The organism is Caulobacter sp. 1776, assembly GCF_040545685.1.
Taxonomy (GTDB): Bacteria; Pseudomonadota; Alphaproteobacteria; order Caulobacterales; family Caulobacteraceae; genus Caulobacter.
On sequence record NZ_JBEPMI010000004.1, the window covers coordinates 198,055 to 223,797 of the forward strand.

Annotated in this window: 26 protein-coding genes; 16 read left to right on the forward strand and 10 right to left on the reverse strand. The window is 67.9% G+C overall.

The genetic code is table 11. The features are described 5' to 3' along the window. The first annotated feature begins 345 nt into the window (after positions 1–345). Together ABIC66_RS12225 and ABIC66_RS12230 are read left to right on the forward strand one after the other, a co-directional pair. The gene (locus ABIC66_RS12225) at positions 346–540 is read left to right on the forward strand and encodes a hypothetical protein (protein WP_354070551.1); all 195 of its coding nucleotides are present in this window, start codon (positions 346–348) and stop codon (positions 538–540) included. Continuing rightward, positions 537–1,823 carry an NRAMP family divalent metal transporter gene (locus ABIC66_RS12230; RefSeq protein WP_354070552.1) on the forward strand — a complete coding sequence of 429 codons (1,287 nt, stop codon included), beginning with the start codon at positions 537–539 and terminating at the stop codon, positions 1,821–1,823. The genes ABIC66_RS12225 and ABIC66_RS12230 overlap by 4 nt, the downstream gene beginning before the upstream one ends. A 28-nt stretch (positions 1,824–1,851) precedes the next feature. Here ABIC66_RS12230 and ABIC66_RS12235 read toward each other — a convergent pair whose 3' ends face one another. Together ABIC66_RS12235 and ABIC66_RS12240 are read right to left on the reverse strand one after the other, a co-directional pair. Next, positions 1,852–2,259: a VOC family protein gene (locus ABIC66_RS12235; protein WP_354070553.1), complete on the reverse strand. Its 408-nt coding sequence runs from the start codon at positions 2,257–2,259 to the stop codon at positions 1,852–1,854. Between the two features lie 92 nt (positions 2,260–2,351). Beyond that, entirely contained in the window at positions 2,352–2,807 is a 456-nt protein-coding gene (locus ABIC66_RS12240; protein WP_354070554.1) for a c-type cytochrome, read from the reverse strand. 171 nt (positions 2,808–2,978) lie between these two features. On the opposite strand from ABIC66_RS12240, the gene ABIC66_RS12245 reads away from it, so the two are divergent. Continuing rightward, complete coding sequence (locus tag ABIC66_RS12245) at positions 2,979–3,713, forward strand: class I SAM-dependent methyltransferase (RefSeq protein WP_354070555.1); 735 nt, start codon at positions 2,979–2,981, stop codon at positions 3,711–3,713. Positions 3,714–3,876: 163 nt separating this feature from the next. On the opposite strand, the gene ABIC66_RS12250 is transcribed toward ABIC66_RS12245, so the two are convergent. From ABIC66_RS12250 to ABIC66_RS12280, 7 genes are all read right to left on the reverse strand, one after another. Next, positions 3,877–5,223, reverse strand: coding sequence for an LLM class flavin-dependent oxidoreductase (locus ABIC66_RS12250; protein WP_354070556.1), 1,347 nt, complete (start codon positions 5,221–5,223; stop codon positions 3,877–3,879). Positions 5,224–5,237: 14 nt separating this feature from the next. Beyond that, positions 5,238–5,909 (reverse strand): peroxiredoxin-like family protein, encoded by a 672-nt coding sequence (locus ABIC66_RS12255; protein ID WP_354070557.1) that lies wholly within the window; start codon positions 5,907–5,909, stop codon positions 5,238–5,240. Then, the gene (locus ABIC66_RS12260; RefSeq protein ID WP_354070558.1) at positions 5,906–6,292 is read right to left on the reverse strand and encodes a 4Fe-4S dicluster domain-containing protein; all 387 of its coding nucleotides are present in this window, start codon (positions 6,290–6,292) and stop codon (positions 5,906–5,908) included. The genes ABIC66_RS12255 and ABIC66_RS12260 overlap by 4 nt, the downstream gene beginning before the upstream one ends. Beyond that, positions 6,292–7,866: an FAD-dependent oxidoreductase gene (locus ABIC66_RS12265; protein ID WP_354070559.1), complete on the reverse strand. Its 1,575-nt coding sequence runs from the start codon at positions 7,864–7,866 to the stop codon at positions 6,292–6,294. Before ABIC66_RS12265 ends, ABIC66_RS12260 begins: the two co-directional genes overlap by 1 nt. Then, the gene (locus tag ABIC66_RS12270; protein ID WP_354070560.1) at positions 7,863–8,810 is read right to left on the reverse strand and encodes an ABC transporter substrate-binding protein; all 948 of its coding nucleotides are present in this window, start codon (positions 8,808–8,810) and stop codon (positions 7,863–7,865) included. Before ABIC66_RS12270 ends, ABIC66_RS12265 begins: the two co-directional genes overlap by 4 nt. A 10-nt stretch (positions 8,811–8,820) precedes the next feature. Next, the gene (locus ABIC66_RS12275; RefSeq protein ID WP_354070561.1) at positions 8,821–11,400 is read right to left on the reverse strand and encodes a TonB-dependent receptor plug domain-containing protein; all 2,580 of its coding nucleotides are present in this window, start codon (positions 11,398–11,400) and stop codon (positions 8,821–8,823) included. A 200-nt stretch (positions 11,401–11,600) separates the two neighbouring features. Then, positions 11,601–11,759 carry a hypothetical protein gene (locus tag ABIC66_RS12280; RefSeq protein ID WP_354070562.1) on the reverse strand — a complete coding sequence of 53 codons (159 nt, stop codon included), beginning with the start codon at positions 11,757–11,759 and terminating at the stop codon, positions 11,601–11,603. On the opposite strand from ABIC66_RS12280, the gene ABIC66_RS12285 reads away from it, so the two are divergent. Next, complete coding sequence (locus ABIC66_RS12285) at positions 11,758–12,108, forward strand: FAD/NAD(P)-binding protein (protein WP_354070563.1); 351 nt, start codon at positions 11,758–11,760, stop codon at positions 12,106–12,108. The genes ABIC66_RS12280 and ABIC66_RS12285 overlap by 2 nt on opposite strands. Before the next feature lie 198 nt (positions 12,109–12,306). Here ABIC66_RS12285 and ABIC66_RS12290 read toward each other — a convergent pair whose 3' ends face one another. Further along, the gene (locus ABIC66_RS12290) at positions 12,307–13,143 is read right to left on the reverse strand and encodes a LysR substrate-binding domain-containing protein (protein ID WP_354070564.1); all 837 of its coding nucleotides are present in this window, start codon (positions 13,141–13,143) and stop codon (positions 12,307–12,309) included. Between the two features lie 253 nt (positions 13,144–13,396). Here ABIC66_RS12290 and ABIC66_RS12295 point away from each other — a divergent pair, with 253 nt between their 5' ends. The 12 genes from ABIC66_RS12295 (at position 13,397) to ABIC66_RS12350 (ending at position 25,707) form a co-directional block, all read left to right on the forward strand. Further along, a complete protein-coding gene (locus ABIC66_RS12295) occupies positions 13,397–14,080 on the forward strand; it encodes an ABC transporter permease subunit (protein WP_354070565.1) in 684 nt (227 codons plus the stop codon). A 2-nt stretch (positions 14,081–14,082) separates the two neighbouring features. Next, positions 14,083–14,880 carry an ABC transporter ATP-binding protein gene (locus tag ABIC66_RS12300; protein WP_354070566.1) on the forward strand — a complete coding sequence of 266 codons (798 nt, stop codon included), beginning with the start codon at positions 14,083–14,085 and terminating at the stop codon, positions 14,878–14,880. Continuing rightward, a complete protein-coding gene (locus ABIC66_RS12305; protein ID WP_354070567.1) occupies positions 14,877–16,043 on the forward strand; it encodes an acyl-CoA dehydrogenase family protein in 1,167 nt (388 codons plus the stop codon). The genes ABIC66_RS12300 and ABIC66_RS12305 overlap by 4 nt, the downstream gene beginning before the upstream one ends. Beyond that, complete coding sequence (locus ABIC66_RS12310) at positions 16,040–16,990, forward strand: D-isomer specific 2-hydroxyacid dehydrogenase family protein (protein WP_354070568.1); 951 nt, start codon at positions 16,040–16,042, stop codon at positions 16,988–16,990. The genes ABIC66_RS12305 and ABIC66_RS12310 overlap by 4 nt, the downstream gene beginning before the upstream one ends. Before the next feature lie 15 nt (positions 16,991–17,005). Continuing rightward, positions 17,006–17,848, forward strand: coding sequence for a class II aldolase/adducin family protein (locus tag ABIC66_RS12315; RefSeq protein ID WP_354070569.1), 843 nt, complete (start codon positions 17,006–17,008; stop codon positions 17,846–17,848). Then, the gene (locus tag ABIC66_RS12320; RefSeq protein ID WP_354070570.1) at positions 17,848–18,846 is read left to right on the forward strand and encodes an ABC transporter substrate-binding protein; all 999 of its coding nucleotides are present in this window, start codon (positions 17,848–17,850) and stop codon (positions 18,844–18,846) included. The genes ABIC66_RS12315 and ABIC66_RS12320 overlap by 1 nt, the downstream gene beginning before the upstream one ends. A 128-nt stretch (positions 18,847–18,974) precedes the next feature. After that, a complete protein-coding gene (locus tag ABIC66_RS12325; RefSeq protein WP_354070571.1) occupies positions 18,975–21,152 on the forward strand; it encodes a TonB-dependent receptor in 2,178 nt (725 codons plus the stop codon). A gap of 3 nt (positions 21,153–21,155) precedes the next feature. Beyond that, positions 21,156–21,767: a cysteine dioxygenase family protein gene (locus ABIC66_RS12330; RefSeq protein WP_354070572.1), complete on the forward strand. Its 612-nt coding sequence runs from the start codon at positions 21,156–21,158 to the stop codon at positions 21,765–21,767. After that, positions 21,764–23,341 (forward strand): rhodanese-like domain-containing protein, encoded by a 1,578-nt coding sequence (locus ABIC66_RS12335; RefSeq protein WP_354070573.1) that lies wholly within the window; start codon positions 21,764–21,766, stop codon positions 23,339–23,341. The genes ABIC66_RS12330 and ABIC66_RS12335 overlap by 4 nt, the downstream gene beginning before the upstream one ends. A gap of 8 nt (positions 23,342–23,349) precedes the next feature. After that, positions 23,350–23,988 carry a glutathione S-transferase family protein gene (locus ABIC66_RS12340; RefSeq protein ID WP_354070574.1) on the forward strand — a complete coding sequence of 213 codons (639 nt, stop codon included), beginning with the start codon at positions 23,350–23,352 and terminating at the stop codon, positions 23,986–23,988. A 105-nt stretch (positions 23,989–24,093) separates the two neighbouring features. Next, entirely contained in the window at positions 24,094–25,188 is a 1,095-nt protein-coding gene (locus ABIC66_RS12345) for an LLM class flavin-dependent oxidoreductase (protein ID WP_354070575.1), read from the forward strand. Positions 25,189–25,191: 3 nt separating this feature from the next. Then, entirely contained in the window at positions 25,192–25,707 is a 516-nt protein-coding gene (locus ABIC66_RS12350; RefSeq protein ID WP_354070576.1) for a flavin reductase family protein, read from the forward strand. Positions 25,708–25,743: the final 36 nt, after the last annotated feature.

The following is a 25,743-nucleotide window of genomic DNA, read 5'->3' on the forward strand; positions in this document are numbered from 1 at the left end:
CGGTTCAAATTGGCGAACGGCGGCGCGTCGGCCAGCGGGCTCGGTCCGACGGCATGACAACCGCCGCAATGGCGTTCGGCGAGTTTCTGGCCCCGGAACGCGGAAAGGTCGGCGGCTTGCGCGAGCGCCGTGCCCGCCCCTGTTGCCGGCCCCGCCTGTCATCGGCTCTTTGAGGGGCGCGTCGATTGACCCTGATCAACCGCGCGCCGCGCCCAGGGATTAGGAGTGTCCTGGCGTTCGATTGCGCCGTGCCCGCACGCGGCCGCGGCGAAACGGGCGTTGTCCGTTTTCAGCCCACTGGGCCCAGGCCACGGGATTCGCGGCCCGCCCGCCCAGGAGACCACGATGGCGCAATCCACGACGAGCCAGCTTCGGCAAACCCTGGTGGAAATCGATCGCCAGCTGCTCGACCTTCTCCTCGGTCAGGGACGTCTGGATCATGATCGATGGGGCAAGATCGCGATGCTGGAACACGCGCGGGGCGCGGTCGAACGCTTGCTGCTGGCGGCGGAAGCCGAAGAACCCTCGGCCGGCGCATGAGCCTGGCTGACCCGGTCGTGGAACAGTCGGTCCGTCCCGGAGCGCTGCAGGTCCTGGGCCCTGGGCTGATCACCGGCGCCTCGGACGATGATCCCAGTGGGATCGCCACCTATTCCCAGGCCGGCGCTCAATTCGGTTATGGCCTCGGCTGGGTTCTGCTGTTCAGCTGGCCCCTGATGTGCGCCATCCAGGAGATCTCGGCCCGGATCGGAAGGGTGACGGGCCGCGGGATCGCCGGCAATCTGAAGCGCCACTATCCGCCGCTGGTGGTCCATAGCGTCGTGTCGCTTCTTGTCATCGCCAATGTGATCAATATCGGCGCGGACCTGGGCGCCATGGCCGCGGCCCTCAAGCTGCTGATCGGCGGCCCCGCCTTGGTCTATGTCGCCGGATTTGGACTCTTGTCGGTGCTACTGGAGGTGTTTTCCCGCTACGCCCGTTATGTGTCGATCCTGAAGTGGCTGACCCTGTCGCTATTGGCCTATGTCGGCGTGGCCTTCGTCGTCCACGTGCCTTGGGCGCGCGTGGCTCCAAGCCTCCTTGTCCCACGGATCACGCTCGACGCGCCTTACCTGACCGCCGTCGTGGCGATCCTGGGGACCACTATCAGTCCCTATCTCTTCTTCTGGCAGGCAGAAGAAGAGGTCGAGGACGTCCAGGCCCGCCCCCCGGCCCTGCCCTTGCTGCGCGCGCCCGAGCAGGCCGCTACAGAGTTTCGGCGCATTCGCTTGGACACCTATCTGGGCATGGGCGCTTCCAACGCCGTGGCGCTTTTCATCGTGGTCACCACCGCCGCGACTCTGCACGCCCATGGCGTCACCGATATCCAGACCTCCGCCCAAGCCGCCGAAGCCTTGCGGCCCATCGCTGGCCCCTTGGCTTTCTTCGTCTTCGCCTTGGGCATCATCGGGACAGGCCTGCTGGCGCTGCCCGTCCTGGCCGGATCGTGCGCCTATGCCTTGGGCGAGACGTTCGGCTGGCCGGTGGGCCTGGCGCGAAGGCCGCGTCAGGCCAAGGCGTTCTACGGGGCCATCGCCCTGGCCACGCTCGTGGGCGTGGGCCTGAACGGCAGCGCGATCGACCCGATCAAGGCGCTGTTCTACGCTGCGGTGATCAACGGGATCGTCGCGGCGCCGGTCATGGCCCTGATGATGCATCTCTCGAGCCACAAGGCCGCCATGGGCGACTTCAAGCTGCACGCCGGCCTCAAACTTGCCGGTTGGAGCGCCACGGCGGTGATGGCGGCGGCGACGGTCGGGCTGCTGGCCACCTGGCTGGCATAGGCGGGCGCTTTTCGACCCGGCATGGCCTCTAAGGCGCGAGGTGACAGACCGCCTCGACATTGATCCCGTTCGGATCGAGCACGAACGCGGCGCAATAGTGCGGATGGTAATGCGCCCTGACGCCGGGCGGTCCATTGTCACGCCCGCCTTGGGCGAGCGCGGCCTTATGGAACGCATCGACCGCGGCATGGTCGGCGGCCGCGAAGGCGACATGCAGCCGAGCGAGGCCCGTCTGATCGCTCGTCGTCGAACCGACGGCGTTGGACAGCCAGAAGACCGGTTTGCCGGCCGAGCCGTATCCTAGCCCGTGATAGCCTCCGGTGGCCTCGGGCGTCACCTCCATCACGACGCCAAGGCCGAGCGGCGCCAGCGCGACGTCGTAGAAGCGCCGCGAAGCCTCGAAGTCACGAACGCGGATTGCCAGATGATCGATCATGATCGCGTGCTCCTTGGCGGTCAGGGGCCAAGGCTAGGCGATGGCTTCCTGGGCCCGCTTGCCCTGCGTCAAATCCCACGACCTGGACCCGATCAGATGGCGGGCCCCCGCTTGGGTTTGCTCCTCGCCGGCGCTTCCAAGCTCTTGAGATAGGCCAGGATCGCGGCGGTGTCGGTCGGCCCGAAAGACCATTCAGGCATCGGGCCATGCCCCACCGTCAGCCCTTCGGCCAAGGCCTCGCCCAAGGCGTCGACGTCGTAGCGTTCGTGCAGGCGCCGAAATCGCGGCGCCTTCGGATTGGGACTATCCCCGGTTCGCTCAACGGCGTGACAGCCGGCGCAGTCGCGCTGGACGATGGCCCGCCCGCGGCCCACGACATCGGCTGGCGCGGGATCGGGCGGCGCGGCGCTGGCGCTTACCGGCCCCGCGAGGGCCAGCAGGATCATCCCCAGGACCGCGCCCTGCGCGCAGCCCCGCCACGGTCGGACCGCATCGGCGGCCGATCGCAAGCCCATCAAAGCGTGCGGGCCGCCAGCGGTCACGATCATGCTTCCATCCTCGCCCATAGCCGCACCATGGCCCTGGGCGGGACACGCGCCTTGATCCAGCGCAACGCCGCGACAGACCGCGATCGCGGCGCCCTGTTCGCCGTTCCGTCGGCCCGCCGCTGATGGGGGCGATGAGCGGGATTCTTGATCGATTGCGCAGAGACAGGGTGGATGGCGCGCCGAGCATTCTGTTATAGTGTAACAATGAAGCAGCCGAGACCCGACGTCCCGCCCAACTTCTTCAACCGGGAACTCGCCGACGACTATGATCGGCGAAACAGCGCCCTCGCGCCCATTTCCGACAATCTGCACTTCCTGCTGCGGTTGGTTCTGGCGGACTTGCCTGCCGACGCGCGCGTGCTGTGCGTCGGGGTCGGAACCGGCGCCGAAATACTGTCGCTGGCCAAGGCGTATCCCGGCTGGTCATTCGTCGGCGTCGACCCGTCCAGCGAGATGCTGGCCGTGGGGCGACACCGGCTCGAACAGGCCGGCGTGCTGGATCGCTGCGAGCTTCGCCAAGGATATGCCCAGGATGCTCCCCACGACGAATTCGACGCCGCGGTCAGCTTGCTGGTCGCGCACTTCATAAAGCGCGAGGACCGAAGCGCCTTCTATTCGGCCATTCATGATCGTCTGAAGCCGGGAGGCTGCTTCGCCAGCGCCGAGATCAGCGTCGACCTGGACGCCCCGGAGTTTCCCGAGATGCTAGAGGACTGGAAGCGAGTCCAGGTTCTAATGGGCGCGACGCCAGAGTCGCTGGCGAAACTCAGCGGCATGATGCGTGATATCCTGGGCGTTCTGACGCCAGCGGAGACAGAGGCTTTGTGGAAGGCCGCCGGATTCCGGAAGCCGATCCCGTTCTTCCAGGCCTTCATGATCCGAGGGTGGCGCGCCGTGAGGACCTGATCGCCGAACGGCGCCTCGCGCCAGCCGATCGCCCGATCTTGGCCTTAGGATCGAAGCCCGCGCCATGACAGGCATTCGGTCTCCGTTGGCCAATCGTTGGCGTTGAAGGGCAAGCCGTGGCCGCCCCTCAACATCACTGGCAATACGTTCCCGGCGGCTGCGCCTATTCCGCGGCCTCGAGCGCACCGACGTAGCGATTGACCGGGTAATCCAGGCCCAGGCTCTCGCGGAAGGTCGAGCCCTCGTAATCAGTGCGGAACAGTCCGCGGGCTTGCAGGATCGGCACGACCAGTTCGACAAACGCCTCTAGCAGCCCCGGCAGACTCTCGAACAGCACGAAGCCGTCGGCGCCCCGCTCCTCGAACCACTGCTGCAGCCTGTCGGCGACCTGCTCGGGAGAACCGACGAAATGTCCTCGCGGCGTGGCGAAGCGCAGGGCCGTCTGGCGCAGGGTCAGACCTTCGGCCTTCACGGCCTCGACGATCCGGTTGACCGCGCTTTGGTTGGAGTTGGCCCCGAATTCGGCGGCTTCCAGCGGGAACGGGCCATCCAGGTCGTGCCGGGTGAAATCGTACTCGTTGAACGGCCGCGCCAGTGACGACAGCGCGTTGTCGATCGACACCAGCTCGATCAGCTCCTGGTATTTGGCCTCCGCCTCCTCGGCCGTGCGGCCCACGACCGGCCGCGCGGCTGGCAATACGTGCAACTGATCGGGATCACGGCCGAACCCGGCCGCGCGGGCCTTGATGTCCTTGTAGTAGGCCTGGGCGGCGTCGAGATCCTCGTGCGAGACGAAGATCGCGTCGGCGCGGCGGGCGGCGAACGCCTTGCCGTCCTCGGATGCGCCCGCCTGGAAGATCACCGGCTGGCCCTGGGGCGAGCGGCTGATGTTCAGCGGGCCCTTCACCGAGAAGAACTCGCCCTTGTGGTTCAGGGTGTGCAGCTTGGCCGGGTCGAAGAACTGGCCGCCCTTCTTGTCGAAGGTCAGGGCGTCGTCTTCCCAGGAATCCCAGAGCCCCTGGACGACATCAAGATACTCGCCCGCGAGGCGGTAGCGGACGTCGTGGGCGTAGTGCTTGTCGCGGCTGTAGTTGGCGGCACTGCCCTCCAGCCAGGAGGTGACGATGTTCCACCCCGCCCGACCGCCGCTGATGTGGTCCAGCGAGGCGAACTGGCGGGCGACGTTGAACGGCTCGCTGTAGCTGACCGTCAGGGTGCCCACGAGGCCGATATTGTTGGTCGCGCCGGCCAAGGCCGACAGGATGGTCAGCGGCTCGAAGCGGTTCAGGTAGTGCGGGCTCGACTTCTCGGTGATGTAGACGCTGTCGGCGACGAACAGGAAGTCGAACTTGCCCGCCTCCGCGATCTGGGCCTGGCGCTTGTAGAACTGGAAGTTCGTGCTGGCGTTCGGTTCGGCGTCTGGATGACGCCAGTCGCCCCAGCCGGGGCCGACGCCATGCAGGATGAAGCCGAGCTTGAGCTGACGTTGAACGTCCTTGGGAGCGGTCATGGAAGATCTCCGATCTATTCGGCGGGAACGAGGGTGATGTCGCGGACGCCCTGCAGGACGGCCTCGGCCTCCGTGCGGACCAGCCAGTCAGGGCTGACGTCGACGAAGCGGACGACCCGCTCGTGGTCGATGACGATGATGGCGGGCTGCGGAAGCTCCCAGGTCCCCGTCCCGGTCGTCTCGCCGATGAAGGCGCCCTTGGCGCGCTGGGCCGCTTGGCTGGCCTGGTCGGCTGTGTAGAGGATACCGAACTGCCGGCCGAGGGCGTTGCCGAGGTCCGAAGCGACCTTGAAGCTGAGGCGTTGACGCACCTTGATGTCCGCCAGCCGCTCGGGAACCTGCGGGCTGACGGCCACGAGCGTCGCGCCCAGATCGCGCAGTCCCGGCGCCAGACGCTCTTCATAGTAAGGCAGGGCGATATTGCAGGCCGGGCAGCTGGCGAAGCGGAAGAAGACCAGCACCGCCGGGCCACGCTCCAGCAGGCGCTCCAGCGACAGGTCACCGCCTTCGACGTCCTTCAGGACGAACGGCTCGAGGCGCTCGCCGACTTGGACCCAACCCGTCGGATCGGCGGTTTCGACCAGGGTTCGTCGCTGGTCGACATTGATCTTCAGGGCGGCCGGATCCCAGGTGCGTTCGCGCTCGGCGTGGAGATCGGCCAGGCGCTCTTTCAGGCTCTTGCTCATCGGATGTCCTCGGGGCGAGCGGTCTTGGCGGCGGCGGTCTCGACCGCCAGCAGGCGGGCGCGCTCGAAGATCGCCCCCATCCGCCAGTGTTGGTTGGTGTGGGTGGTGGTGTGCTCGCCCCAGCCATGGTCGCGGCGGAAGGCGCCCAGCTGACCGGAGGCCAAGGCCTGTTCGGCGCTGAGGCCGACGACCCGATCGACCTGCGGCCAGACGAACAGGGCGTCGGTCGTGCAGTAGAGCTCGCACAGCAGACAGGTCTGGCAGTCGGCCTGATGGGCGATGACTGCCCTGCCGTCCGCCCCCATCCGCAGCACGTCGCTGGGACAGGCCTGAACGCAGTCGCCGCATCCGTTGCAGCGATCCTCGACAACGACCTCGATCATCAGGCGACCTCCGCCTGGGTTGGGGCGACCTCAAACCGGGTGAAGACCCGATCTAGCCCCTGGACACGCTGGCGACTGGCCAACCGTCCGTCGGCCGCGGGAGCGTCCTCGCGGCGATGCATGCCTCGGCTCTCGCGACGGGCCAGGGCGGCGGCCTTGCTCCAGCGACCGGCGGCGACGAGCGCGGCGGCCTCGCGCAGGCGCGACGCCGCCCTGCCCCGCGCCTGGCCATGATCGACGAGCTCGCGCCAGATCCCGTCCAGCCGCTCAAGAGACGCGGTCAGGGCCTCGCCACGGCGGAAGATGTTCTTGTCATAGGCGTTCAGCTCCTCGCGGACCGCCTGGACAGCGCCGGCCCGATCGAAATCCTGGACCGCGCGGCGCGGCGATAGGCCCGCCTGCCCCGTCGCGACAACGAGAGCATCAGCGCGCGCGCCCAGCGCCCTCGCCTGCCGAGCCGCCGCCGCGCCCGCCCATTGGCCGGACGACAGCGCCCAGGAGGAATTGACCGCGCCACCGCCGGAAATGGCGCCTGTGACCAGCTCCCGGCTGGCCGCGTCACCGGCGACATAAAGGCCCGGCACGGCCGTCTGGCAGTCCTCGTCATCGACACGGAGGCCGCCGATGCCGCGCACCGTACCTTCGGCGTGAAGCGTGACCTCGAAGCGATCGCGATAGGCGTCCACGCCCATCCGATCGAACGGCAGCACGAAATTGGGCTGCACTTGGGGCATGATCGCCCGAATGTCGGCCGGCACGCGGTCCAGGCGGCAGAACAACGGCCCCTTCAGCAGAGCCCGCGCGAGGTGCGGCGTCACGTCCGGGCCTGCGGGGATGTCGAGTTCGTTGTCGTCGACGTCGAACCAGCGGGCGAAGCTGTAGGCCATCGACCGCGCCATGTTCGTGCCGGCGACCGACGGCGTGTAGTAGTTCGAGAACTCCATGCCCGAGAGGTCGGCGCCGGCCTCAACGCCCATCAGCAGGCCTTCGCCGGTGTTGGTCGCGGCGCCCAGCAGGCTCGAGGCGAAAGCGACGCCGCCGGTGGCGATGACGACGGCGCCAGCTCGGATCGTCCAGGGCTGTTCGCCGCGCAGCGCCAGTCCGGTCGCCCCGGCGATCGAACCGTCGCCGTGGCGCAGCAGCTGCAGCGCCGGATGGTGATCGAGGATGCGAGCGCCGGCCGCCAGGACGTAGGCGCGCATCGCGGCCATGTATTCCGGCCCGCGCAAAGCGCGGTACTGGACCTGTCCGTTCTCGTCGGTCGAGAAGTCGTAGTAGTCGCCGAGCTTGGGCAGGCTGGTCCAGGTCAGATCCAGGATGCGGCGCATCCAATCGGCGTCGGCTAGGCCCTGGGCGCGCTGGACCCGGTCGGCGACGGCCGCCTCGCGCCGCTCGGGCGGAACCCACCAGTGGCCTGGACCGGCCGTCGCTGTGACGCCGCTCGTGCCGCAATAGCCTTTATCGACCAGGACGACGTCCGCGCCTTCCCGCGCCGCGGCCACGGTCGCCCAGGCGCCGGCCAGGCCGCCGCCGATCACCAGGACGTCGGTCGCCAAGGACAAGGACTCGCTCATGCCAGCGCCCCGTTGAACGAGGCGTCAAAGGCGCCCGCCGGATCACGCGCGCCGCTGATCGCGCCGGCGGCCCGGAAGTGGTCGAGCACGGCCTTGGCCTCGGCGACGGAATCCGGCCCGATCGGCGTCGGCAAGGCGCGGTAGTTGCGCACCGTGTAGAGCGCGATCTCGTCGGAGAGCCCCGTCTCGCGCGACAGCGCCTTGGCGAAGGCCTCGGGATTGGCGGCCGCCCACCGACGAGCCTTGGCCAGGCGCTTGAGAAAATCCTCGACCTGTGGGCGCTTGTCAGTGATGGCGCGTTCGCTGGCGGCCTCGTAGCCAAAGCCGCTGATGACCCCCTGCCCATCCGCCAGAATCCGGGCGGCGTCGTGCAGCCGCGCGAGAGCGATGTACGAACCCCAGGTGACCCAAGCGTCGATCGACCCCGCCGTGAAGGCGGCCTTGGCGTCGCCCGGCGTCAGATAGACGAGCGTCACGTCGGTGGGCTTGAGCCCCGCGTTCTCCAGCACGCGGAGCAGCAGATAGTGGCCGATCGAGCCGCGACCGGTGGCGATCTTGCGGCCCTTCAGGTCCGCGGGGGTCGCGATTGGCGAGTCCTTGCGGACCAGGATCGCGGTCCCGGCGCCGCCGGTCTGCCCGGCCTGAACGGCCTTGATCCGGGCGCCGCCGGCATAGGCGAACAGGAATGGCGCGTCGCCCGCCTCGCCCAGGTCCACGGCGCTGGCCGACAGGGCCTCAAGAAGAGGCGCGGCGGCGGGGAACTCGCTCCATTCGATCCGGTACGGAGCGCCCTCCAGCGCGCCCGACGACAGGAGCACCGCCTTGGTGCCACCGCGCTGGCTGCCGACCTTCAGGACCGGCTGGCCGCTTCCCTTAGCGCAGGCCGAGAGCGAGGCCGTAAGACCGCCAAAGGCGAGGCCGGCGACGAGCTGACGTCTGTCCATCGCGCCCTCCTCAGAACTGTTGGCTGAGGCGGGCGTAGTAGTAGCCGCCGGTGATGCCGAAGGGCGAAAAGGTCCCGAACTGCCCCGTGCCCTGGTCGGCGTTGACGATGCCGATCTTGTCGGGATGCTGGTCGAACAGGTTGTTGGCGCCGATGGCGATGCTGGTCGTCTCGCGGACCTGCCAGCCGATATCGAGATCGGTGACCCACTTGGGAGTGAAGGTGCGGTCCAGGCTCCCCGAGGTCCCCGCCTCGGTGTAGCGGCCGTAGCGGGTGTTGCGCAGGCCGACGTTCCAGGCGCCGCGCAGCCATTGGGCGCCAAGGATGACCTTCTCGCGCGGCGTACCGACGGTCAGGTCAGCGATCTTCTGCCGGTCGAATAGGACGAGGCTGGGATTGACCGCCTTCAGCACGGCCGGGGTGGCCTTCAGCTTGGTGATCTTGGTCTTGTTGAAGGCATAGGCGGCGTTGAGGTTGAGCCGGCCAAGCTCGCCGAGATTCACGCCATACTCGGCGACGAAGTCGGTCCCGGTCGTGCGGGTCGAGACGGCGTTGGTGTAGTAGGTCGCCGTCAGCCCCTGCGGGAACCGCGCCAGCAGCGGGGCCAGGTCCGCGCGCGAGGCCAGCTGGGTCGCCGAAAGGTCGAGGTTGCTGGTGTCGACGATCCGGTCGTCGATACCGATCTGGTAGGAGTCCAGGGTCAGCCGCAAGCCAGCGAACGGCTCGGCGGTCAGGCCGAAGCTGTAGTTGGTCGACTTCTCCGGCTTCAACGGCTCGGCGCCCAGGGCCTTGGCCTCGAGGCTATCGGTCCGCAGGACCTTGGTCGGGAAGGTCAGATACTCGCCTGGCGTGCAGGGCGCGCCGCGGAAGATGTTGTTGGGCGCGGCAGCGCAGAGACTGCCGTTGATGGTCGAGGTCGCGAAGATCGTCTGGCCCAGAGACGGCGCCCGGAAGCCATTGCTGACCGTGGCCCGCACGGCGTAGCCCGGCAGGAACTCCCAGCGGGTGGTCAGCTTGCCGCTGGTGGTGTCGCCGACGCCCTTGCCATAGCGCTCGTAGCGTCCGGCCACGCCGACGTACCAGTTGTCGGCCAGGTTGGTTCCGAGATCGACATAGGCCGCCCCGCTATTGCGGCTGGCCGAGCCGGCGTCCTCGGGCGCGGTGCCGGCGTACGACGCCAGGCCTGGGTTGGGTCGCAGGCCCGCGAACGGTTGGCCGGCCGGGATCACATAGTTCCCAACTACGTACGAAGCCTCGTCGCCGGCCTCGATCAGGAACCGCTCATAGCGGTGTTCAAGACCCCAGGAGACCTGCAGCGGGTTCTTCAGCCAGCCCGTGAACTCCCGCGTGACGTCGAGATTGTTGGTCCATTGGCGGAATTCATGCGTCGAGAGGTGGAAATAGGTCGGGCTGGATGGGCCCAGCGTGGCGTTCAGCGTGTTCTGGCCGTCGAGCTGAGCGTGGTCCTGCGCCAGGGTGGTTGAAAGGTCCCAATCCCAGCCCGCTCGCTCGCCTCGCGCGCCGAAGCTGCTCTGGAAATCCAGTTCGAAGATTCGGCGCAGCGCGTTGAAGCCGTCCGGATAGACCTCGGGCAACGAGTTGCGGTTCAGCGGTCGGCCAGCGGTGACGCCCGTGACCGGCGCAAGGTTGGGCAGGAAGCTACCTGTGTTCTTCTTGGACGACCGATGGCTGAGCGTGCCGGAGGCGTACAGCTTCAGATCCCGCCAGGGCAGCTCGGCGTTGTAGGACGCCGCCAGGATGTCTTCCTCGCCCAGCCCGTAGCTCTTGCCCCAGAAGTAGCGATCGGCTGTGGCGTCGCGCGGATCGGGCGTCACAGTGGTCACGCCGTTCACCGTGGTGACGGTCGGCTGGTAGATGTACTGGGCGCGCGAAGGGACCGAGCGGCTGGCCGCCTCGTTGTTCTTCCAGTTCAAGGCCAGATGCAGGAAGCCGCCGTTCTCACCCAGCGGCCGTCCCCAGTTAAGCGTGGCCGAACGGGTGTCGCCGTCGCCGAGATAGTTCTGTCCGCCCGTGTAGCTGAACGAGCGCTCATCGACGTCGTCCTTCAGGATGATGTTCACCACCCCGGCGATCGCGTCCGAGCCGTACTGCGCCGAAGCGCCGTCCCGCAGAACCTCGATCCGCGCGATAGCCGAGGCCGGGATGAAGTCGAGATCGACCGGAACGCCGCCGCGTCCGACGCGCGCCAGGTTGTTGATCAGCGCCGTGGTGTGGCGGCGCTTGCCGTTGACCAGGAACAGGGCCTGGTCGCCGTTCAGGCCGCGCAGGGTGATGGCGCGAACGGTCCAGGACGTGCCGCCACCATTGATGCCCGGCAGGTTGAACGACGGGATCAGGGTGTTGAGCACCTCCTTCAGCCCCACCTTGCCGGTCGTCAGCAACTGCTCCCCGCTGATCACGTCGACCGGCGCGGGGCTGTCGGCGACGGTGCGGCGGGCGCCGCGCACGCCAGTGACGATTAGGCTCTCGACCGCGTTGGCGCCTTCCGCGTCGGCGGTCGGAGCGGTGCTCGTGGTCGTGTCGGAGGCTCGGGCGGGTCCAGCGATGGCGGCGACAGAAGCGCAGGCCAAAAGCGCGGCGCGCCATCGGGACGTGTTGAAGCGTTCAGGCAAGATCAAAGAACTATCCCCCACCCGCTATCGCGGGCGTTCCATGGTCGTCGGATGTCGGCTCCGGCCCTTGGAGCGTCGACAGGGCGACCATGGCGCGGGGGGGCGAACCTCGCGATGGAGTATTTCTCTGAGCAAAATCAGAGTTTTATATATCTTTCCTAATCATAAGGCGCTTGAGGCGCGCGCATATCCTGAAAGGCGCTTGTCTTGGACGAGGCGATCGCGCACAAAATTCCAGTAAATTTATAGAGTTTTGCCATGAGCGGCTCTCCAGCGCCGATCATCGCCGTCGTCGGAGCGGGCTTCAGCGGGGTCATGACCGCCCTCAACCTGTTGGCGCAGAGCCGCGCGGCGAAGGTTCTTCTTTTCGAGAAGCGGGCGCCCGTGGGTCTTGGCGCGTCCTATTCGACCCACAATCCGAGCCACAAGCTAAATGTGCGGGCGGGCAATATGAGCGCCTGGCCCGATCGCCCGGATCACTTCGTGACCTGGCTGGCAGGCCAGGGGCTCGACGTCGGGCCCGACGGGCTCGCCAGCCGCGCCGACTACGGGCGCTATCTCCAGGCGCAGATCGCGGAGATCGCCGAGGGGCCGGAAGGCCTGGGCCGGCTTGTCGTCAATCCGGACGCGATCGTATCGCACCTTGCGGCCAAGGTTGGCGGCTGACCACGCGCGCCAGCGGGCAACTGGTGATCGCCGCGGGCAAGATCCGGGAGATGCGCCTCGACGCCGACGGTCATGCGACCTGCAAGTACACCGTGCGGGGCGGCAAGATCGGCTACGCCTTCCGGAGATCATCGCCGTGCCCGATATTCGCGGCCAAGCGGCGGCCGTCGCGAAGAGCGTTCTGGCCGACCTCGAACCCTAGAGCGCCAGAGCGGCCGCATGGATCAGCTGGGCCAGTTTGTCGATCGTGGCGTGGGGCGAGGCGTTGATCCGCTGGACATAGGCGACGTCCGGCAGCGGCGGCAGGCGATTGCCGCCGAGCGGCGCGCGGTCGGGCAGGAAAAGCGCCGTACGGCAGGTCACCGCCAATCCCGCCTGCACCGCCGCCCGCAAGGCCGACAGGCTCGGCGTCTCCAGCGCCACGCGATAGGGCCTGCCATCCCGCTCGAGCGCGGCCAGGGCGGCGTCCCGGAACCGGCACGGCGTCTCCAAGATGGCGATCGGCAGCACGGCGCTCTCGGCCAGGGCCGTTTCGCCATGCCAGACCATGGGCGTCACCTGCACAGCGCGGGGATCGTCCGCCGCGCCCATGCAGAGCACGACGTCCAGTCGATCCGCCTGCAAAAGGCCGAGCAGCTCCGGCGATCCGGCCACGCGAACGTGCAGCTGCGTGTCGGGATTGAGGTTGGCGAACCGGGCCAGCACGCCCGACAGCAGGGTCTCGGCGAAGTCCTGCACCAGGCCGACGCGCGCGGGCCCGGCTAGGGCGTCGCCGGTCAAGGCCACGACAGCCCGGTCGTTCAGCGCCAGGATTTCGCGGGCGCGAGGCAACAGCGCCTGGCCGGCCGGCGTCAGGATCAGCCGGCGTCCCTCGCGGTGAAACAGCGGCGTCAGCACCGTCTCCTCCAGCCGCTTCATCTGCAGGCTGAGCGCGGACTGGGTGACGAAGACCTTTTCGGTCGCGCGAAGCATCGATCCGGAGTCGACGATGGCGACGAAGCTTCGCAGCAGTTCGGTCGGCAGATTGGTGACCATCGACGCCTCTTGAGATTTGCTAATAAGACCCGTGAGGATAAGTCTATTGATTGAGTAGGGATTAAGCGTCCTTCTTTTGGACCCGCGACGACCGCGTCGCAACGGTTTCCAGCGAAGGACAGACCCAGTGTCTCTGGCGACGACCTACAGAATTTCTGAAGCCAGGCCTTGGCGATGGCCGAGCCTGTCTCGCGCGCGCTGGCTTTCGCCCGTCGCGCTGCTGCTCCTGTGGGAGTTGGGCGCACGGCTGGGCGTGATCCCGCCGAGAATCCTGGCGGCGCCCTCTACGGTGCTGGAGACCTTCTGGAGCCTGACCGCTTCGGGCGAACTCCCCAAGAACCTCGCCGTCTCATTGGCGCGAGCCGGCGCCGGCCTTCTGATCGCGCTGGTCGTCGCCGTCAGCCTCGGCCTGGTGTCGGGACTGTCGCGCTGGGGCGAGACGCTGGTCGATCCGGTGATGCAGATCAAGCGCACCATCCCGGTCCTGGCGCTGACGCCGCTGTTCATCGTCTGGTTCGGCATCGGCGAGACCCCGAAGATCGCGCTGATCGCGGTGTCGGCGACCTTCCCTCTCTATCTCAACCTCTTCTCGGGCATTCGCGGCGTCGATGTGCGGCTGGTCGAGGCCGCGCGGAGCTTCGGCCTTCGTGGCTGGAGCCTGGTCCGGGAGGTGATCCTGCCCGGCGCCCTGCCCTCGTTCTTCGTCGGCCTGCGCTACGCCCTCGGCGTATCGGTGCTGGTGCTGGTGATCTCCGAGCAGATCAACGCCCAGGCCGGGCTCGGCTACCTCGTCAACAACGCCCGCGACTTCATGCGCACCGACATCATCGTCGTCTGCCTGGTCGTCTACGCCCTGCTCGGCCTGTCGGCCGACGCCTTCGTCCGCACGCTGGAGCGCAAGGCGCTGGCGTGGCGTCCCAGCCTCGTGGAGCAATGATCATGGCCGCCCCTCAGCCGCGCCTTCGCCCGACCTCCGCCAAGCCCAACGCCGAGCCGGCGGTCCGCCTGCGCGACTTCGTCCGCCGGTTTGGCGACAACACCGTCATCGACGGCCTGGACCTGACCATCGCGCCCGGCGAGTTCGTCGCCCTGCTCGGCGCCAGCGGCTCGGGCAAGACCACCCTGCTGCGCACCCTGGCGGGCCTCGATCCCGTGGGCGATCAGGATGTCCGCACACCGGACGCCCGGGCCGTCGTCTTCCAGGACGCCCGCCTGCTGCCGTGGAAGAAGGTCTGGCGCAATGTCGCGCTGGGCCTTTCCGGCCGAGACATCCGCGGCCGCGCCGAAACGGCGCTGCGGGAGGTGGGTCTTGGCCATCGCCTGGACGCCTGGCCCGCCACCCTGTCCGGCGGCGAAGCCCAGCGCACCGCCCTGGCGCGCGCCCTGGCCCGCGAACCGGGTCTCCTGCTGCTTGACGAGCCGTTCGCCGCGCTGGACGCCCTGACCCGCCTGAAGATGCATGACCTCGTCCTGTCGCTGTGGCGCGAGCACAGCCCCGCCGTGCTGCTGGTCACCCACGACGTGGACGAGGCCGTGGCCTTGGCCGACCGGGTGCTGGTGCTCGACAAGGGCCGGATCGCCGCCGAAGAGCGGATCACGCTGGAACGCCCGCGCGCCCATGACGCGCGCTTCCAGGCGATCCGCCGTCGGCTGTTGGGCCACCTTGGCGTCGAGGCCGCGCCCGCGCACGCCGAAGGCCACCTTGTCGCCTTTCCCACCGGCGAGGTGGTGCTGTGAACGCGCCCGTCCATCGCTTTGAAGCGCAAGCGAAACTGCCCGATCTCGACGCGATCCTGCCCGCCCTGACCGAGGCCTTCGCCGCCACGGCCGCCCAGCATGATCGCGAGGCCAGCTTTCCAGCCGAGAACTTCAGGCTCCTGCACGAGGCGGGTCTGCTGGCCCTGACCGCGCCGGCGCGTCTGGGCGGACTGGAAGCCGACCTGCAGACCGCCCTCAAGGTCATTTCGGCCGTCGCGCGCGGCGAGCCCGCCACGGCGCTGGTCCTGGTCATGCAGTACCTGTTCCACGCCTCGGTCGAAGGCCGCTCGGGCTGGCCCGAGCATCTGAAGCGTCGGGTGATCGACGAGGCCATAGAGCATGGCGCGCTGATCAACGCCCTACGCGTCGAACCGGACCTCGGCACGCCCGCGCGCGGCGGCTTGCCGGCGACCATCGCGCGTCGAACGCCCGAAGGTTGGCGGATCAGCGGACGTAAAATCTACTCGACCGGCTCGACCAATCTGACCTGGTTCGTCGTTTGGGCCCGCAGCGACGATCCCGAGCCCTTGGTCGGCGGCTGGCTGGTACGGGCCGATACGCCCGGCGTGGTGATCGAGGAAACCTGGGACCACCTGGGCCTGCGCGCCAGCGCCAGCCATGACGTGGTCTTTGAGGACGTGCTGGTCCCGCTCGACCACGCGCTGGATCCCCAGCCGCTGGGCGCCCCGCCGCCCTACCCGGCCAGCTTCGCGGCCTGGTCGTCCGTGCTGACCTCGGCGATCTACGACGCGATGGCGCGGGCGGCGCGCGACTGGCTGGTCGAGTTCCTGATCGACCGCAAGCCGGCCAATCTCGGCGCCTCGCTCTCGACCCTGCCGCGCTTCCAGGAAGCCGTCGGCGAGATCGACGGCCTGCTGCTCTCCAACCGCGTCCTGCTCGACACCGCCGCGCGCGGCGAGGTGGGCGGCGTGGAGGCCAGCCTGGTCAAGCACCTCGTCACGGAGAACGCGATCACGGTCGTCGAGAAGGCGCTGAAGCTGACCGGCAATCCAGGCCTGACTCGCGCCAACCCGCTGGAGCGCCACCATCGCGACGTGCTGTGCGGTCGGGTCCATACGCCCCAGGCCGACGTCGTCCTGAACAGCGCCGGACGGGCCGCCTTCGCGAGCGCAGCGAGATGAGCCGCATCGTCGTCGCCAGCCAGTTGCCGGAGGTGTTCAACAGCGTCTTCGCCCAGCACGTGGCCGACGCCGAGATCGTGGCCGTGCCGCCGGGCCTGACCTCACCCTTGCCGCCGAAGGCCAAGGTCCTGGTCGCCGCGCCCTTCCGCAAGGCGGGCGGGACCCTGACCGACCGCGCGCCGCCCGGCTGGCCCTTTGATGTGCGCTGGGTGCAGTTGGTCTCGGTCGGCATCGACTTCTATCCGCCTTGGCTGTTCGAGGGGCCGGTTGTCACCTCCGCGCGTGGCTCGTCAGCCATCGCCCTGGCGGAATTCGCCCTGGCCGCGATCCTGGCCGAGGCCAAGCGCCTGCCCGACATCTGGATCGACACCGCCGAACGCTGGGCGCCCCGGCAACTGAAACTGGTCTCCGGTTCGACGCTTGGCCTAGTCGGCTTCGGCGCGATCGGCGAGGCCCTTGCGCCGCGCGCCCAGGCGCTTGGGATCAAGGTGCTGGCGGTCCGTCGCTCCGACGCCGCGATCCCCGTCCCCGGCGTGGAGCGCGTGGCGGACCTGAAGACGCTGTTCGAGCGCAGCGACCACGTCGTGCTGGCCGCGCCGGCGACACCGCAGACCGAACGGATCGTCAATCGCGATCTCCTGCTGCACGCCAAGCCCGGCCTGCATCTGATCAACATCGCCCGCGGCGCGCTGATCGATGACGAGGCCTTGCTGGCGGCGCTGAACGAGGGCCGCGTCGCCCGCGCCAGCCTGGACGTGACCCATCCCGAGCCTCTCCACGAGGGGCACCCCTTCTACAGCCATCCTCGGGTTCGGCTGTCGCCGCACACCTCGGTGCATACGCCCGACACCCGCATCAATCTGGCGACCCAGTTCGCCGAGAACCTGGCCCGTTTCCGGACCGGCGAGCCTCTAACGGGCGTCGTCGACCTCTCGCGCGGCTACTAGCAAGGACATCGCGCCATGACCGCCATCCCGTCGCCGAGGGCCTTCCAGCCTGGCGCGCCGCATCCCGCCAAGATCGAGACGGTGCTGCCCGAATTCGGCTCGCGCGAGCTGCCCCGCCAGGCGACGGTCGAGGCTGAGCGCCTCTATCGCAAGCAGCGCCTGGCGGCTTCGTACCGACTGTTCGGCCGCTACGGCTTCGACATGGGCGGCGCGGGACACATCACCACTCGCGATCCGGAGCTGACCGACCACTTCTGGGTCAATCCGTTCGGCGTCCACTTCTCGCGGATCAAGGTCTCGGACCTGATGCTGGTCAGCCACGCGGGTGAGATCGTCCAGCCGCCCGCCAAGGTCCCCGCCCGGCTGAACCGCGCCGCCTTCGCGATCCATTCCCAACTGCACGAATCCCGCCCGGACGTCGTGGCCGCCGCTCACTCGCACTCGCTGTACGGCAAGGCCTGGTCGGCGCTGGGCCGGCTGCTAGACCCGCTAACCCAGGACTCGGCCGCCTTCTACGAGGACCACGCCCTGTTCGAGGAATTCTCGGGCGTGGTGCTCGACACCAGCGAGGGCAAGAAGATCGCCCAGGCGCTGGGCTCGAAGAAAGCGGTGATCCTGCAGAACCACGGCATCCTGACGGTCGGCCAATCGGTCGAAGCCGCCGTGTGGCGCTATCTGGCGCTGGAGAACGCCTGCCAGGCGCAGCTACTGGCCGAGGCGGCCGGGCCCACCAAGCCGATGCCTCCAGAGGTCGCCAAGCATACGGCCGGCCAGGTCGGCACGGAGGTCGGCGGCTTCTGGGCCTTCCAGCCGTACTGGGAGATCGTCACCGAAGAAGAGCCGGACCTGTTCGACTGATGACCGGCTTTTCCCTTTCCCGCCGCGACCTGATGGCTGGCGGACTGTCGATCGCAGGGCTTTCCATGGCGGGCCTCACCGCCTGCTCGCCTCGGAAGGACGCCAAGTCCGGCGACCTTTCGAACCTGACGCTGCGGGTGGCGACCTATCGCGGCAATCCCGAGAGCTTCTTCTCCGAGGCCGGCGTCGCCGAGCCGCCCTACAAGCTTGCCCGCAGTCAGTTCGCTGGCGGCAATCTGATCGTCGAGGCGATCAATGCGCGCGCCCTCGATTTTGGCGGCATGAGCGAGATCCCGCCGATCTTCGTCGCGGGACATCCCGGCAACCAGGCCCGGATCGTCGGGGTGCTGCGCGCCGACGTGAACAACCAGGTTGTGCTGCTGCCCAAGGGCTCCTCCGTGCAGGATTTCAGCGAGCTGAAGGGCAAGCGGATCGGCTATGTGAAGGCCACGACCTCGCACTACATCCTTCTGCGCCTGCTGGAAAAAGCCGGTCTCGCCTGGAGCGACATCACGCCCGTGGCCCTGTCGCCTCAGGATGGCCTGGCGGCCTTCCAAAGCGGCGCGCTCGACGCCTGGGTCATCTATGGCGTGATCGTTTATCAGGCCCGCGAGGCCGGCGCCCGGGTCCTGACCACGGCCCAGGGGATTCTCTCCGGCAACTATCTGATCACGGCGTCCAAGGAGGCGCTGGACGATCCCGCGCGGCTAGCCGCCATCGGCGATTACGTCCGCCGCTATCGCAAGGTCTTCGACTGGATCAATGCGGACGGCGTGCGCTGGGCCCGGGTTCGGGCTCAGGCGACTGGCATAAGCCAAGCCTACTACGAGCAGGAATTCCGCGAACGCAGCACGGCTTCGATTCTGGAGCCCATCAGCGACGCGGCGATCGCCTCCCAGCAGGCCGTGGCTGACACATTCGCCGCCGCGAAGATCATTCCAGCGCGCGTCGAAGTCAAACCGCTCTGGGACGACCGCCTTACGCCCGTCCTGAAATAGAATGATAATTCTGAATATAGATCATCAGTATCGACGATTTAAGCAAATCTGTCCGCTCGAAGATTTTATATTCATTGAGGAGATATCAAGCAGATGCGAAATCCCTATTAAATAAATCGGGGATAAAAATGCGCAATCGCCACCTGCGAAATCTTCTACTCGTGACCTCCAGTCTGGCGGTCGCCGGCGCAGCCCGCGCCGCAGAGCCCACGCCCGCCGCCGACGGCGCGGCGCCCGCCGTCGAACAAGTCATCGTCACCGCCGAGCGACGCGCCACCGACCTGCAGAAGACCGCCATCGCCATCTCGGCCTTCGGCCAGCAGGTCTTGGCCGACCGCAAGATCGACAACATCCGCGACCTGTCGGGCCAGATCCCGAACCTGTCGATCAGCCGTGTCACGATCAGCCACACCACCCAGACCTACGCCCTGCGCGGCGTTGGCGAGGCTGATCCGATCCAGGAACCGGTGCTGGCCGTCTATGTCGACGACGTCTACATCCCGCGCCAGATCGGCTCTATGGTCGAGTTCAACGACCTGGAACGGGTCGAGGTCCTGCGCGGCCCGCAAGGCACGCTCTACGGCCGCAATTCGAGCGCGGGCGCCCTACGGGTCATCACGCGCGATCCGGGCCAGACTCTGCGCGCCAAGGCCGAGGTGGGCCTCGGCAACTACGGCGCGGTGGATCTCCGTGCCCTCATTGAGGGGCCGCTGGTCCAAGACAAGCTGTCTGGCAGCTTCTCCTACATCCATCACAAGCGCGACGGCGTCACCTTCGACCCGACGCTGAACCACGACGTCAATCGGATCGATGTCGACGCCTTCCGCGCCAAGCTGCGCTGGACGCCGACCGATCGGCTGGACGCCCTGCTGACGGTCAACGCCCTGCGCGACCGCAGCGACACCCGCGCCTACATCCCCGTGAAACAGCCCGGCGGCGTCTTCCGCAAGGATCGCTCCTATTCCGAGGTGGAGCCGGTCCAGGACCTTGACCAGGCCAGCATCGCGCTGCGGGTGCAGTACGACCTGACCGACCAGCTGAAACTGAAGTCGATCAGTTCCTATGGCGGCTTCAACCTCAATCCGGTCGCCTATGACAACGACGGCGAAGCAGCGCTGATCCAGAAGAACCTGATCCACTACAACGATCAGTACGCCACCCAGGAACTGCAGCTGAACGGCGACTTCGGTGCGCTGACCTTCACCAGCGGGCTGTTCTATCTGCACGAGCGGTTCTTCGTGCAGCGCGATGGCTACAGCCGCCGCAACGCCCAAGCGACCGACCCGACGGTGACCCCCAGCAACTACAACTTCGCCCGGGCCCACAACATCACCAACACCGACGCCTACGCGGTGTTCGGCGAGGCGACGTGGAGGGCGACCGATCGCCTGTCCCTGACCGGCGGCCTGCGCTGGACCAACGAGGAGAAGGAATTCGTCTTCGATAACAAAGGCCTGAATCTCGCGGGCCAGGTGGTGTCGCAATCGATCAAGGGCAAGGCCGACAAGACCTGGTCGGCGATCACGCCCAAGGTCTCGGCCCAGTTCCAGTGGACGCCGGACGTCCTGCAGTACGTAAGCTATTCGAAGGGCTTCAAGTCGGGCGGCTTCGACAACCGCGCCACGCGCCTGGACCTGGCCACCCTGCCCTTCGCCCCCGAGGACGTGACCACCTACGAAACGGGCCTGAAGACCCAGCTCTTCGACCAGCGCCTCCGCGCCAATCTGGCGGCTTTCTACAACGACTATCAGGACCTGCAGGTCTCGTTCTACGACCCGGCCTATGTCGGCAGCCGCCGAGGCAACGCCGGCAAGGCCCACACCTACGGCGTCGAGTTGGAGACCGACGCGCGCCCGACCGAGCGCTTGGGCGCCCAGTTCAGCGTCGGCTGGCTGTACGCGATCTATGACGACTACAAAGGCGCGGGCGGCGCCGGGGTGAACGCCGACGGCAATCGCCTCCTGAATTCGCCGCGGTGGAGCGTGTCGGGCGGCCTGACCTACGACCCTGATCTTCACATCCCGGGCTCTCTGCGCCTTGGCCTGAACGCTCAGTGGCAGAGCGGGATCGTCACCAGCGCCACGCCCGCGGCGGGCGGTCAGAACAACATCCCCTCGCAGGGCTTCCTGAACGGCGTCGCGACCTGGACCGCCCCCGACCCGCGGTGGGCGGTCAGCCTCTCCGTCCGCAACATCCTCAATTCCCAGAAGGCGGTCAGCTCGACCTACACGCCGTCGACCGGGATCTATCTGCTGAACTTCCCCGATCCCCGGACCTACCTCGTCACCCTCAAATACGCGCTGTGATCCATGAGCCAGCACTGCCCTCATCGCCTCTCCGACTTCGTCGCCGACCTCTCCGCCCTGCTGGATCGGACCCGCGACGAGGCTGCCATCCTGCGCGAGGGCGCCGCGCTGTTGGCGGATCTCGTCGGGCAAGACGACTGGCTGCCCGAGGCGCAGAGCCAGCCCGACCCGGCGCGTTATCAGCAATATCTGCTGCATCGCGATCCGGCGGGCCGGTTCTCGGTCGTCAGCTTCGTCTGGGGCCCAGGCCAAGCCACGCCTGTCCATGACCACACCGTCTGGGGTCTGGTCGGCGTGCTGCGCGGCGCCGAGATTTCCCAGGCCTACGTGCGAAGCGAGGACGGACTGAAGGCGGCCGGGTCCGTCCATCGCCTCGAGCCGGGACAGGTCGAAGCCGTCTCGCCGACGATCGGCGACATCCATCGGGTCGCCAACGCCTTCGACGATCGGACCTCGATCAGCATCCACGTTTACGGCGCTGACATCGGGGCCGTGCGGCGCTCGACCTACGACGCCGACGGCCGGCCCAAGACCTTCATCTCCGGCTACGCCGACGTCCCGCCGCCCCTCCTGTTCGATCGCGCCAGCGCCCTGGCCTACGGAGCCGCCGAATGACCCTGTCCCTGATCACGCCGCACGAGGTGCGCGGCGACTTGATCGCCCGACGCGAGATCGCCCTCTTGGACCTGCGCGAGGAGGACCCGTTCGCCAAGGCCCACCCGCTGTTCGCCTCGCAACTGCCCCTGTCGCGGCTCGAGATCGAAATCCTCGACCGGGTCCCACGCAAGACCACCAAGGTCGTGCTCTACGACGACGCCGAGGGCCTGGTCGCGCCGGCGGGCGAGCGGCTCGCGGCGCTGGGCTATACGAACGTCCACGCCTTGCATGGCGGTCTCGCGGGCTGGCGGGCGGCCGGCTACGAGCTGTTCCAGGACGTCAATTCCTACAGCAAGGCGTTCGGCGAACTGGTCGAGGCGCGCCGGCGCACCCCGTCCCTGCCCGCCCAGGAGGTCAAGGCGCGCATCGACGCCAAGGCCGACCAGGTGATCCTCGACGCTCGCCGGTTCGAGGAATACGCGACGATGAGCATCCCGGGCGGCATCAGCACGCCCGGCGCGGAGTTGGTGTTGCGGGCCCGCGAGCTGGCGCCGGATCCGTCCACGACCATCATCGTCAACTGCGCCGGCCGCACGCGTAGCCTAATCGGGGCCCAGTCGCTTGTGAACGCGGGCGTGCCTAATCCCGTCTTCGCCCTGCGCAACGGCACGATCGGCTGGACCCTGGCTCAGCAGGCTCTCGAGCAAGGCCAGAGCCGCAAGTTCCCCAGCGTGGGCGAGCAGACCTTGGAAGAGGCCCGCGCTCGCGCCCGCGACGTCGCCTATCGCGCCGGCGTGCTCAGAGTGGACGCCCAAGGGCTGGCGGACCTCGCCAAGGACATCGACCGGACCCTCTATCGCTTCGACGTCCGCACGCCCGACGAGTACGTCGCCGGCCACATCCCAGGCTTCCGCTCGGCGCCGGGCGGCCAGCTCGTTCAGGAGACCGACGTCTTCGCGCCAGTCCGGGGCGGTCGCATCGTGCTGGCTGACGACCTTGGTCCACGCGCCGACATGACCGCCTCGTGGCTCGCCCAGCTGGGTTGGGAGGTCTACGTGCTGGACGGCGGCTTCAGCCAAACGTTGGAGCGTGGAACCTGGACGCCCAGCCTACCGGCCTTGCCGGAGGTTAAGACCATTTCGCCGCGCGACCTGGCGCAGGCCATCGCTGACGAGGCGGTCGTGGTGATCGATCTCGCGCCCAGCCCGGTTCACCGCAAAGGACACGTGCCGGGGGCCTGGTTCGGGATCCGCGCCCAACTCGATGTGGCCGTGACCCAGGCGCCGCCGAACAAGACCATCGTCCTGACGTCATCCGACGGCGCCCTCGCAACCCTAGCGGCGCCCGAGCTGGAGGCGCTGACGGACCGGCCGGTCCGGGTGTTGGCCGGTGGTACGGAGGCCTGGATTGCCGCCGGCCGCGCCGTCGAAACGGGTCTGATCCGCGCCGCGAACGCCCCGACGGATGTCTACAAGCGCCCCTATGAGGGCACGGACAACGCAGCGGAAGCCATGCAGGCCTATCTCGACTGGGAGTTTGGCCTGGTCGACCAGCTGGTCCGCGACGGCACGCACGGCTTCTACGTGATCTGAGGCCGACGATGACCCTGCAGCTCTATTTCGCGCCCGGCTCATCCTCGCTCGCGCCACTGGTGGCGCTGGAGGAGCTCGACATCCCCTATGCGGGCCATCGACTGGACCTCGCCGTCGGCGATCAGCGCAAGCCAGAATACCTCAAGGTCAATCCGCGCGGCCGCGTCCCGACCCTGGTCGTCGACGGCCAGCCGGTGACCGAGGTCCTGGCGATCTTGACCTACCTCGCCCACCGCTACCCGCACACCGAACTGCTGCCGCTGGCCGATCCGCTGAAGCTGGCCAAGGCCTACGAGGTGATGAGCTGGTTCGCCAGCACGGTGCACGTCGCCTTCGCCCAGATCGCCCGGCCCGAGCGTTATGCCGACGACGAGGCGACCAAGGCCGCCCTGGCAACACCCGGCGAGGCGCGCTTCGCCCGCACGCTGGCTGATATCGAGCGTCTCGCCCAAGGCCCGGGTCCCTGGCTGCTGGGCGAGAGCTTCAGCGCCGTCGACGCCTATGCTCTGGTCATTTGGCGCTGGGCCGAGCGCCGCTCGATCGACACCGCCCTCTATCCAGCCTGGAACGCCAAGGCCGCACGCGCCTTCGCGCGCCCCTCGGTCGTCCGCGCCCTGCGAAAGGAGGCCGCGCCCGTTGTCGCATGAGACGGCGCGGCTTGATGAGCCGCGCTCATAACCCGCCTGAAAACTCCTCGCTCATCGCCGAGGACACCCCGCCCTAACATCTGTCTAGACACATTGGAGAACGCCATGAGCGTCGAATTCATTGGTTTCATCGGCACGCAACACGCGTCCGAGATCCACCCGCCCACCGGCCCGGCCATCGACGTGGCCTATGTCGAGAAGACCGCCCGCATCCACGAGGAAGGCGGCTTCGACCGCGCGCTGGTGGCCTTCCACTCGACGGGTCCGGAAAGCCAGCTCGTCGTGGCGCACGCCGCCTCGGTGACCAAGCGTCTGAACTTCATGATCGCCCACCGGCCCGGCTTCACCCAGCCGACCCTGGCCGCGCGGCAACTGGCGACGCTAGACCACTTCACCGGCGGGCGGGTCGCGGTTCACATCATCACGGGCGGTTCTGACGAGGAGCTCGCCAAGGACGGCGACCACCTGACCAAGGACGAGCGCTACGCCCGCACCAGCGAGTATCTCGACATCGTCCGCGCCGAATGGACGGGTGACAAGCCCTTCGACTACGAGGGCCAGTACTACAAGGTCGACCAGGGCTTTGGCGCGGTGAAGCCGCTGCAGGCCCCGCACATCCCGATCTATTTCGGCGGCTCGTCGGAGGCGGCCATTCCGGTCGCCGGCAAGCACGCCGACATCTTCGCGCTGTGGGGCGAAACCCAGGCCCAGGTGCGCGAGACGATCGCCCGGGTGCGCGCGGCCGCCGCCAAGCATGGCCGGCAGGTCCGCTTCTCGCTGTCGCTGCGTCCGGTGATCGCCGATACGGAGGAAGCCGCCTGGAAGCGCGCCGACGAGATTGTTGAACGCACCAAGGCCCTGCGCGAGGCGGCCGGCCTGCCCACCAGCGGCCATCGCCCGCCGAACGCCGGCTCCCAGCGCCTGCTGGACGCCGCCGCCCAGGGCTCGCGGCTCGACAAGCGCCTTTGGACCGGCGTCGCCGCTGTTACCGGTGCGCAAGGCAACTCCACGGGCCTGGTCGGCACACCCGAGCAGGTCGCTGAGAGCCTGCTCGACTACTATGACCTGGGCGTCTCGACCTTCCTGATCCGGGGCTTCGACCCGGTCGAGGACGCGATCGGCTATGGTCGCGACCTGATCCCGCTGGTCCGTCGCCTCGTCGCCGAGCGCGACGCCAACCCGACCGCCGTGGCGAGCTGAGCCATGGCTTATGACGCCGCCTCGCCTTCACGGTCCGCCGCGCCAAGCCAGTCTGACCCGGGCCAGGCCGACTTCAAGGAGGTCCTGGCTAACCTGGCGGGCGGCGTGGCCATCATCTCCTGCTGGGACGGGGAGACACCGCGCGGCCTGCTCGTCAGCTCGATCACCGGGCTATCGGTCGAGCCGCCGCGCTTCTTGTTCTGCGTCCGCAAGGAAGCCGGATGCCATGACGCACTGATCAAGGCGTCAGAATGTGGGGTCGCCTTGCTGGCTCAGGACGATCAAGAAGAGGCTTGGCGCTACGCCAGTTCCGTCCGCGCGCCAGAGCGCTTTTCGCCCGAGCGCTGGGACCTCGCGCCCTCGGCGCCGCCAGCTTATCGTGGCGGACTGGCCCGCGCACGCTGCGGCTTCGACAGGGTGATCGACGCCGGAACCCATTCGATCCTGGTGGTAACAGCCAACGCAAGCGCCCTGACACCAGCGCGACCATTGGTGGCTTGGAACCGGGGCTTTCTCTAGGGACGGTTGCTCAAGTCGCCATAGCGCCAAGAGCTG

Bases quoted from the DNA above. Each gene is read 5' to 3' on its own strand.
- ABIC66_RS12225 (WP_354070551.1), top strand. From the start codon at position 346: ATGGCGCAATCCACGACGAGCCAGCTTCGGCAAACCCTGGTGGAAATC.
- ABIC66_RS12245 (WP_354070555.1), top strand. From the start codon at position 2,979: ATGGCGCGCCGAGCATTCTGTTATAGTGTAACAATGAAGCAGCCGAGA.
- ABIC66_RS12350 (WP_354070576.1), top strand. From the start codon at position 25,192: ATGGCTTATGACGCCGCCTCGCCTTCACGGTCCGCCGCGCCAAGCCAG.
- ABIC66_RS12280 (WP_354070562.1), bottom strand. From the start codon at position 11,759: ATGACCCCGCTGAAGCCCGCTCCGACGACGGCGATGATCGGCGCTGGA.
- ABIC66_RS12255 (WP_354070557.1), bottom strand. From the start codon at position 5,909: ATGAGCAAGAGCCTGAAAGAGCGCCTGGCCGATCTCCACGCCGAGCGC.
- ABIC66_RS12315 (WP_354070569.1), top strand. From the start codon at position 17,006: ATGACCGCCATCCCGTCGCCGAGGGCCTTCCAGCCTGGCGCGCCGCAT.
- ABIC66_RS12320 (WP_354070570.1), top strand. From the start codon at position 17,848: ATGACCGGCTTTTCCCTTTCCCGCCGCGACCTGATGGCTGGCGGACTG.
- ABIC66_RS12335 (WP_354070573.1), top strand. From the start codon at position 21,764: ATGACCCTGTCCCTGATCACGCCGCACGAGGTGCGCGGCGACTTGATC.
- ABIC66_RS12310 (WP_354070568.1), top strand. From the start codon at position 16,040: ATGAGCCGCATCGTCGTCGCCAGCCAGTTGCCGGAGGTGTTCAACAGC.
- ABIC66_RS12230 (WP_354070552.1), top strand. From the start codon at position 537: ATGAGCCTGGCTGACCCGGTCGTGGAACAGTCGGTCCGTCCCGGAGCG.
- ABIC66_RS12265 (WP_354070559.1), bottom strand. From the start codon at position 7,866: ATGAGCGAGTCCTTGTCCTTGGCGACCGACGTCCTGGTGATCGGCGGC.
- ABIC66_RS12325 (WP_354070571.1), top strand. From the start codon at position 18,975: ATGCGCAATCGCCACCTGCGAAATCTTCTACTCGTGACCTCCAGTCTG.
- ABIC66_RS12290 (WP_354070564.1), bottom strand. From the start codon at position 13,143: ATGGTCACCAATCTGCCGACCGAACTGCTGCGAAGCTTCGTCGCCATC.
- ABIC66_RS12270 (WP_354070560.1), bottom strand. From the start codon at position 8,810: ATGGACAGACGTCAGCTCGTCGCCGGCCTCGCCTTTGGCGGTCTTACG.
- ABIC66_RS12345 (WP_354070575.1), top strand. From the start codon at position 24,094: ATGAGCGTCGAATTCATTGGTTTCATCGGCACGCAACACGCGTCCGAG.
- ABIC66_RS12285 (WP_354070563.1), top strand. From the start codon at position 11,758: ATGACCGCCCTCAACCTGTTGGCGCAGAGCCGCGCGGCGAAGGTTCTT.
- ABIC66_RS12235 (WP_354070553.1), bottom strand. From the start codon at position 2,259: ATGATCGATCATCTGGCAATCCGCGTTCGTGACTTCGAGGCTTCGCGG.
- ABIC66_RS12240 (WP_354070554.1), bottom strand. From the start codon at position 2,807: ATGATCGTGACCGCTGGCGGCCCGCACGCTTTGATGGGCTTGCGATCG.
- ABIC66_RS12330 (WP_354070572.1), top strand. From the start codon at position 21,156: ATGAGCCAGCACTGCCCTCATCGCCTCTCCGACTTCGTCGCCGACCTC.
- ABIC66_RS12300 (WP_354070566.1), top strand. From the start codon at position 14,083: ATGGCCGCCCCTCAGCCGCGCCTTCGCCCGACCTCCGCCAAGCCCAAC.
- ABIC66_RS12340 (WP_354070574.1), top strand. From the start codon at position 23,350: ATGACCCTGCAGCTCTATTTCGCGCCCGGCTCATCCTCGCTCGCGCCA.
- ABIC66_RS12260 (WP_354070558.1), bottom strand. From the start codon at position 6,292: ATGATCGAGGTCGTTGTCGAGGATCGCTGCAACGGATGCGGCGACTGC.
- ABIC66_RS12250 (WP_354070556.1), bottom strand. From the start codon at position 5,223: ATGACCGCTCCCAAGGACGTTCAACGTCAGCTCAAGCTCGGCTTCATC.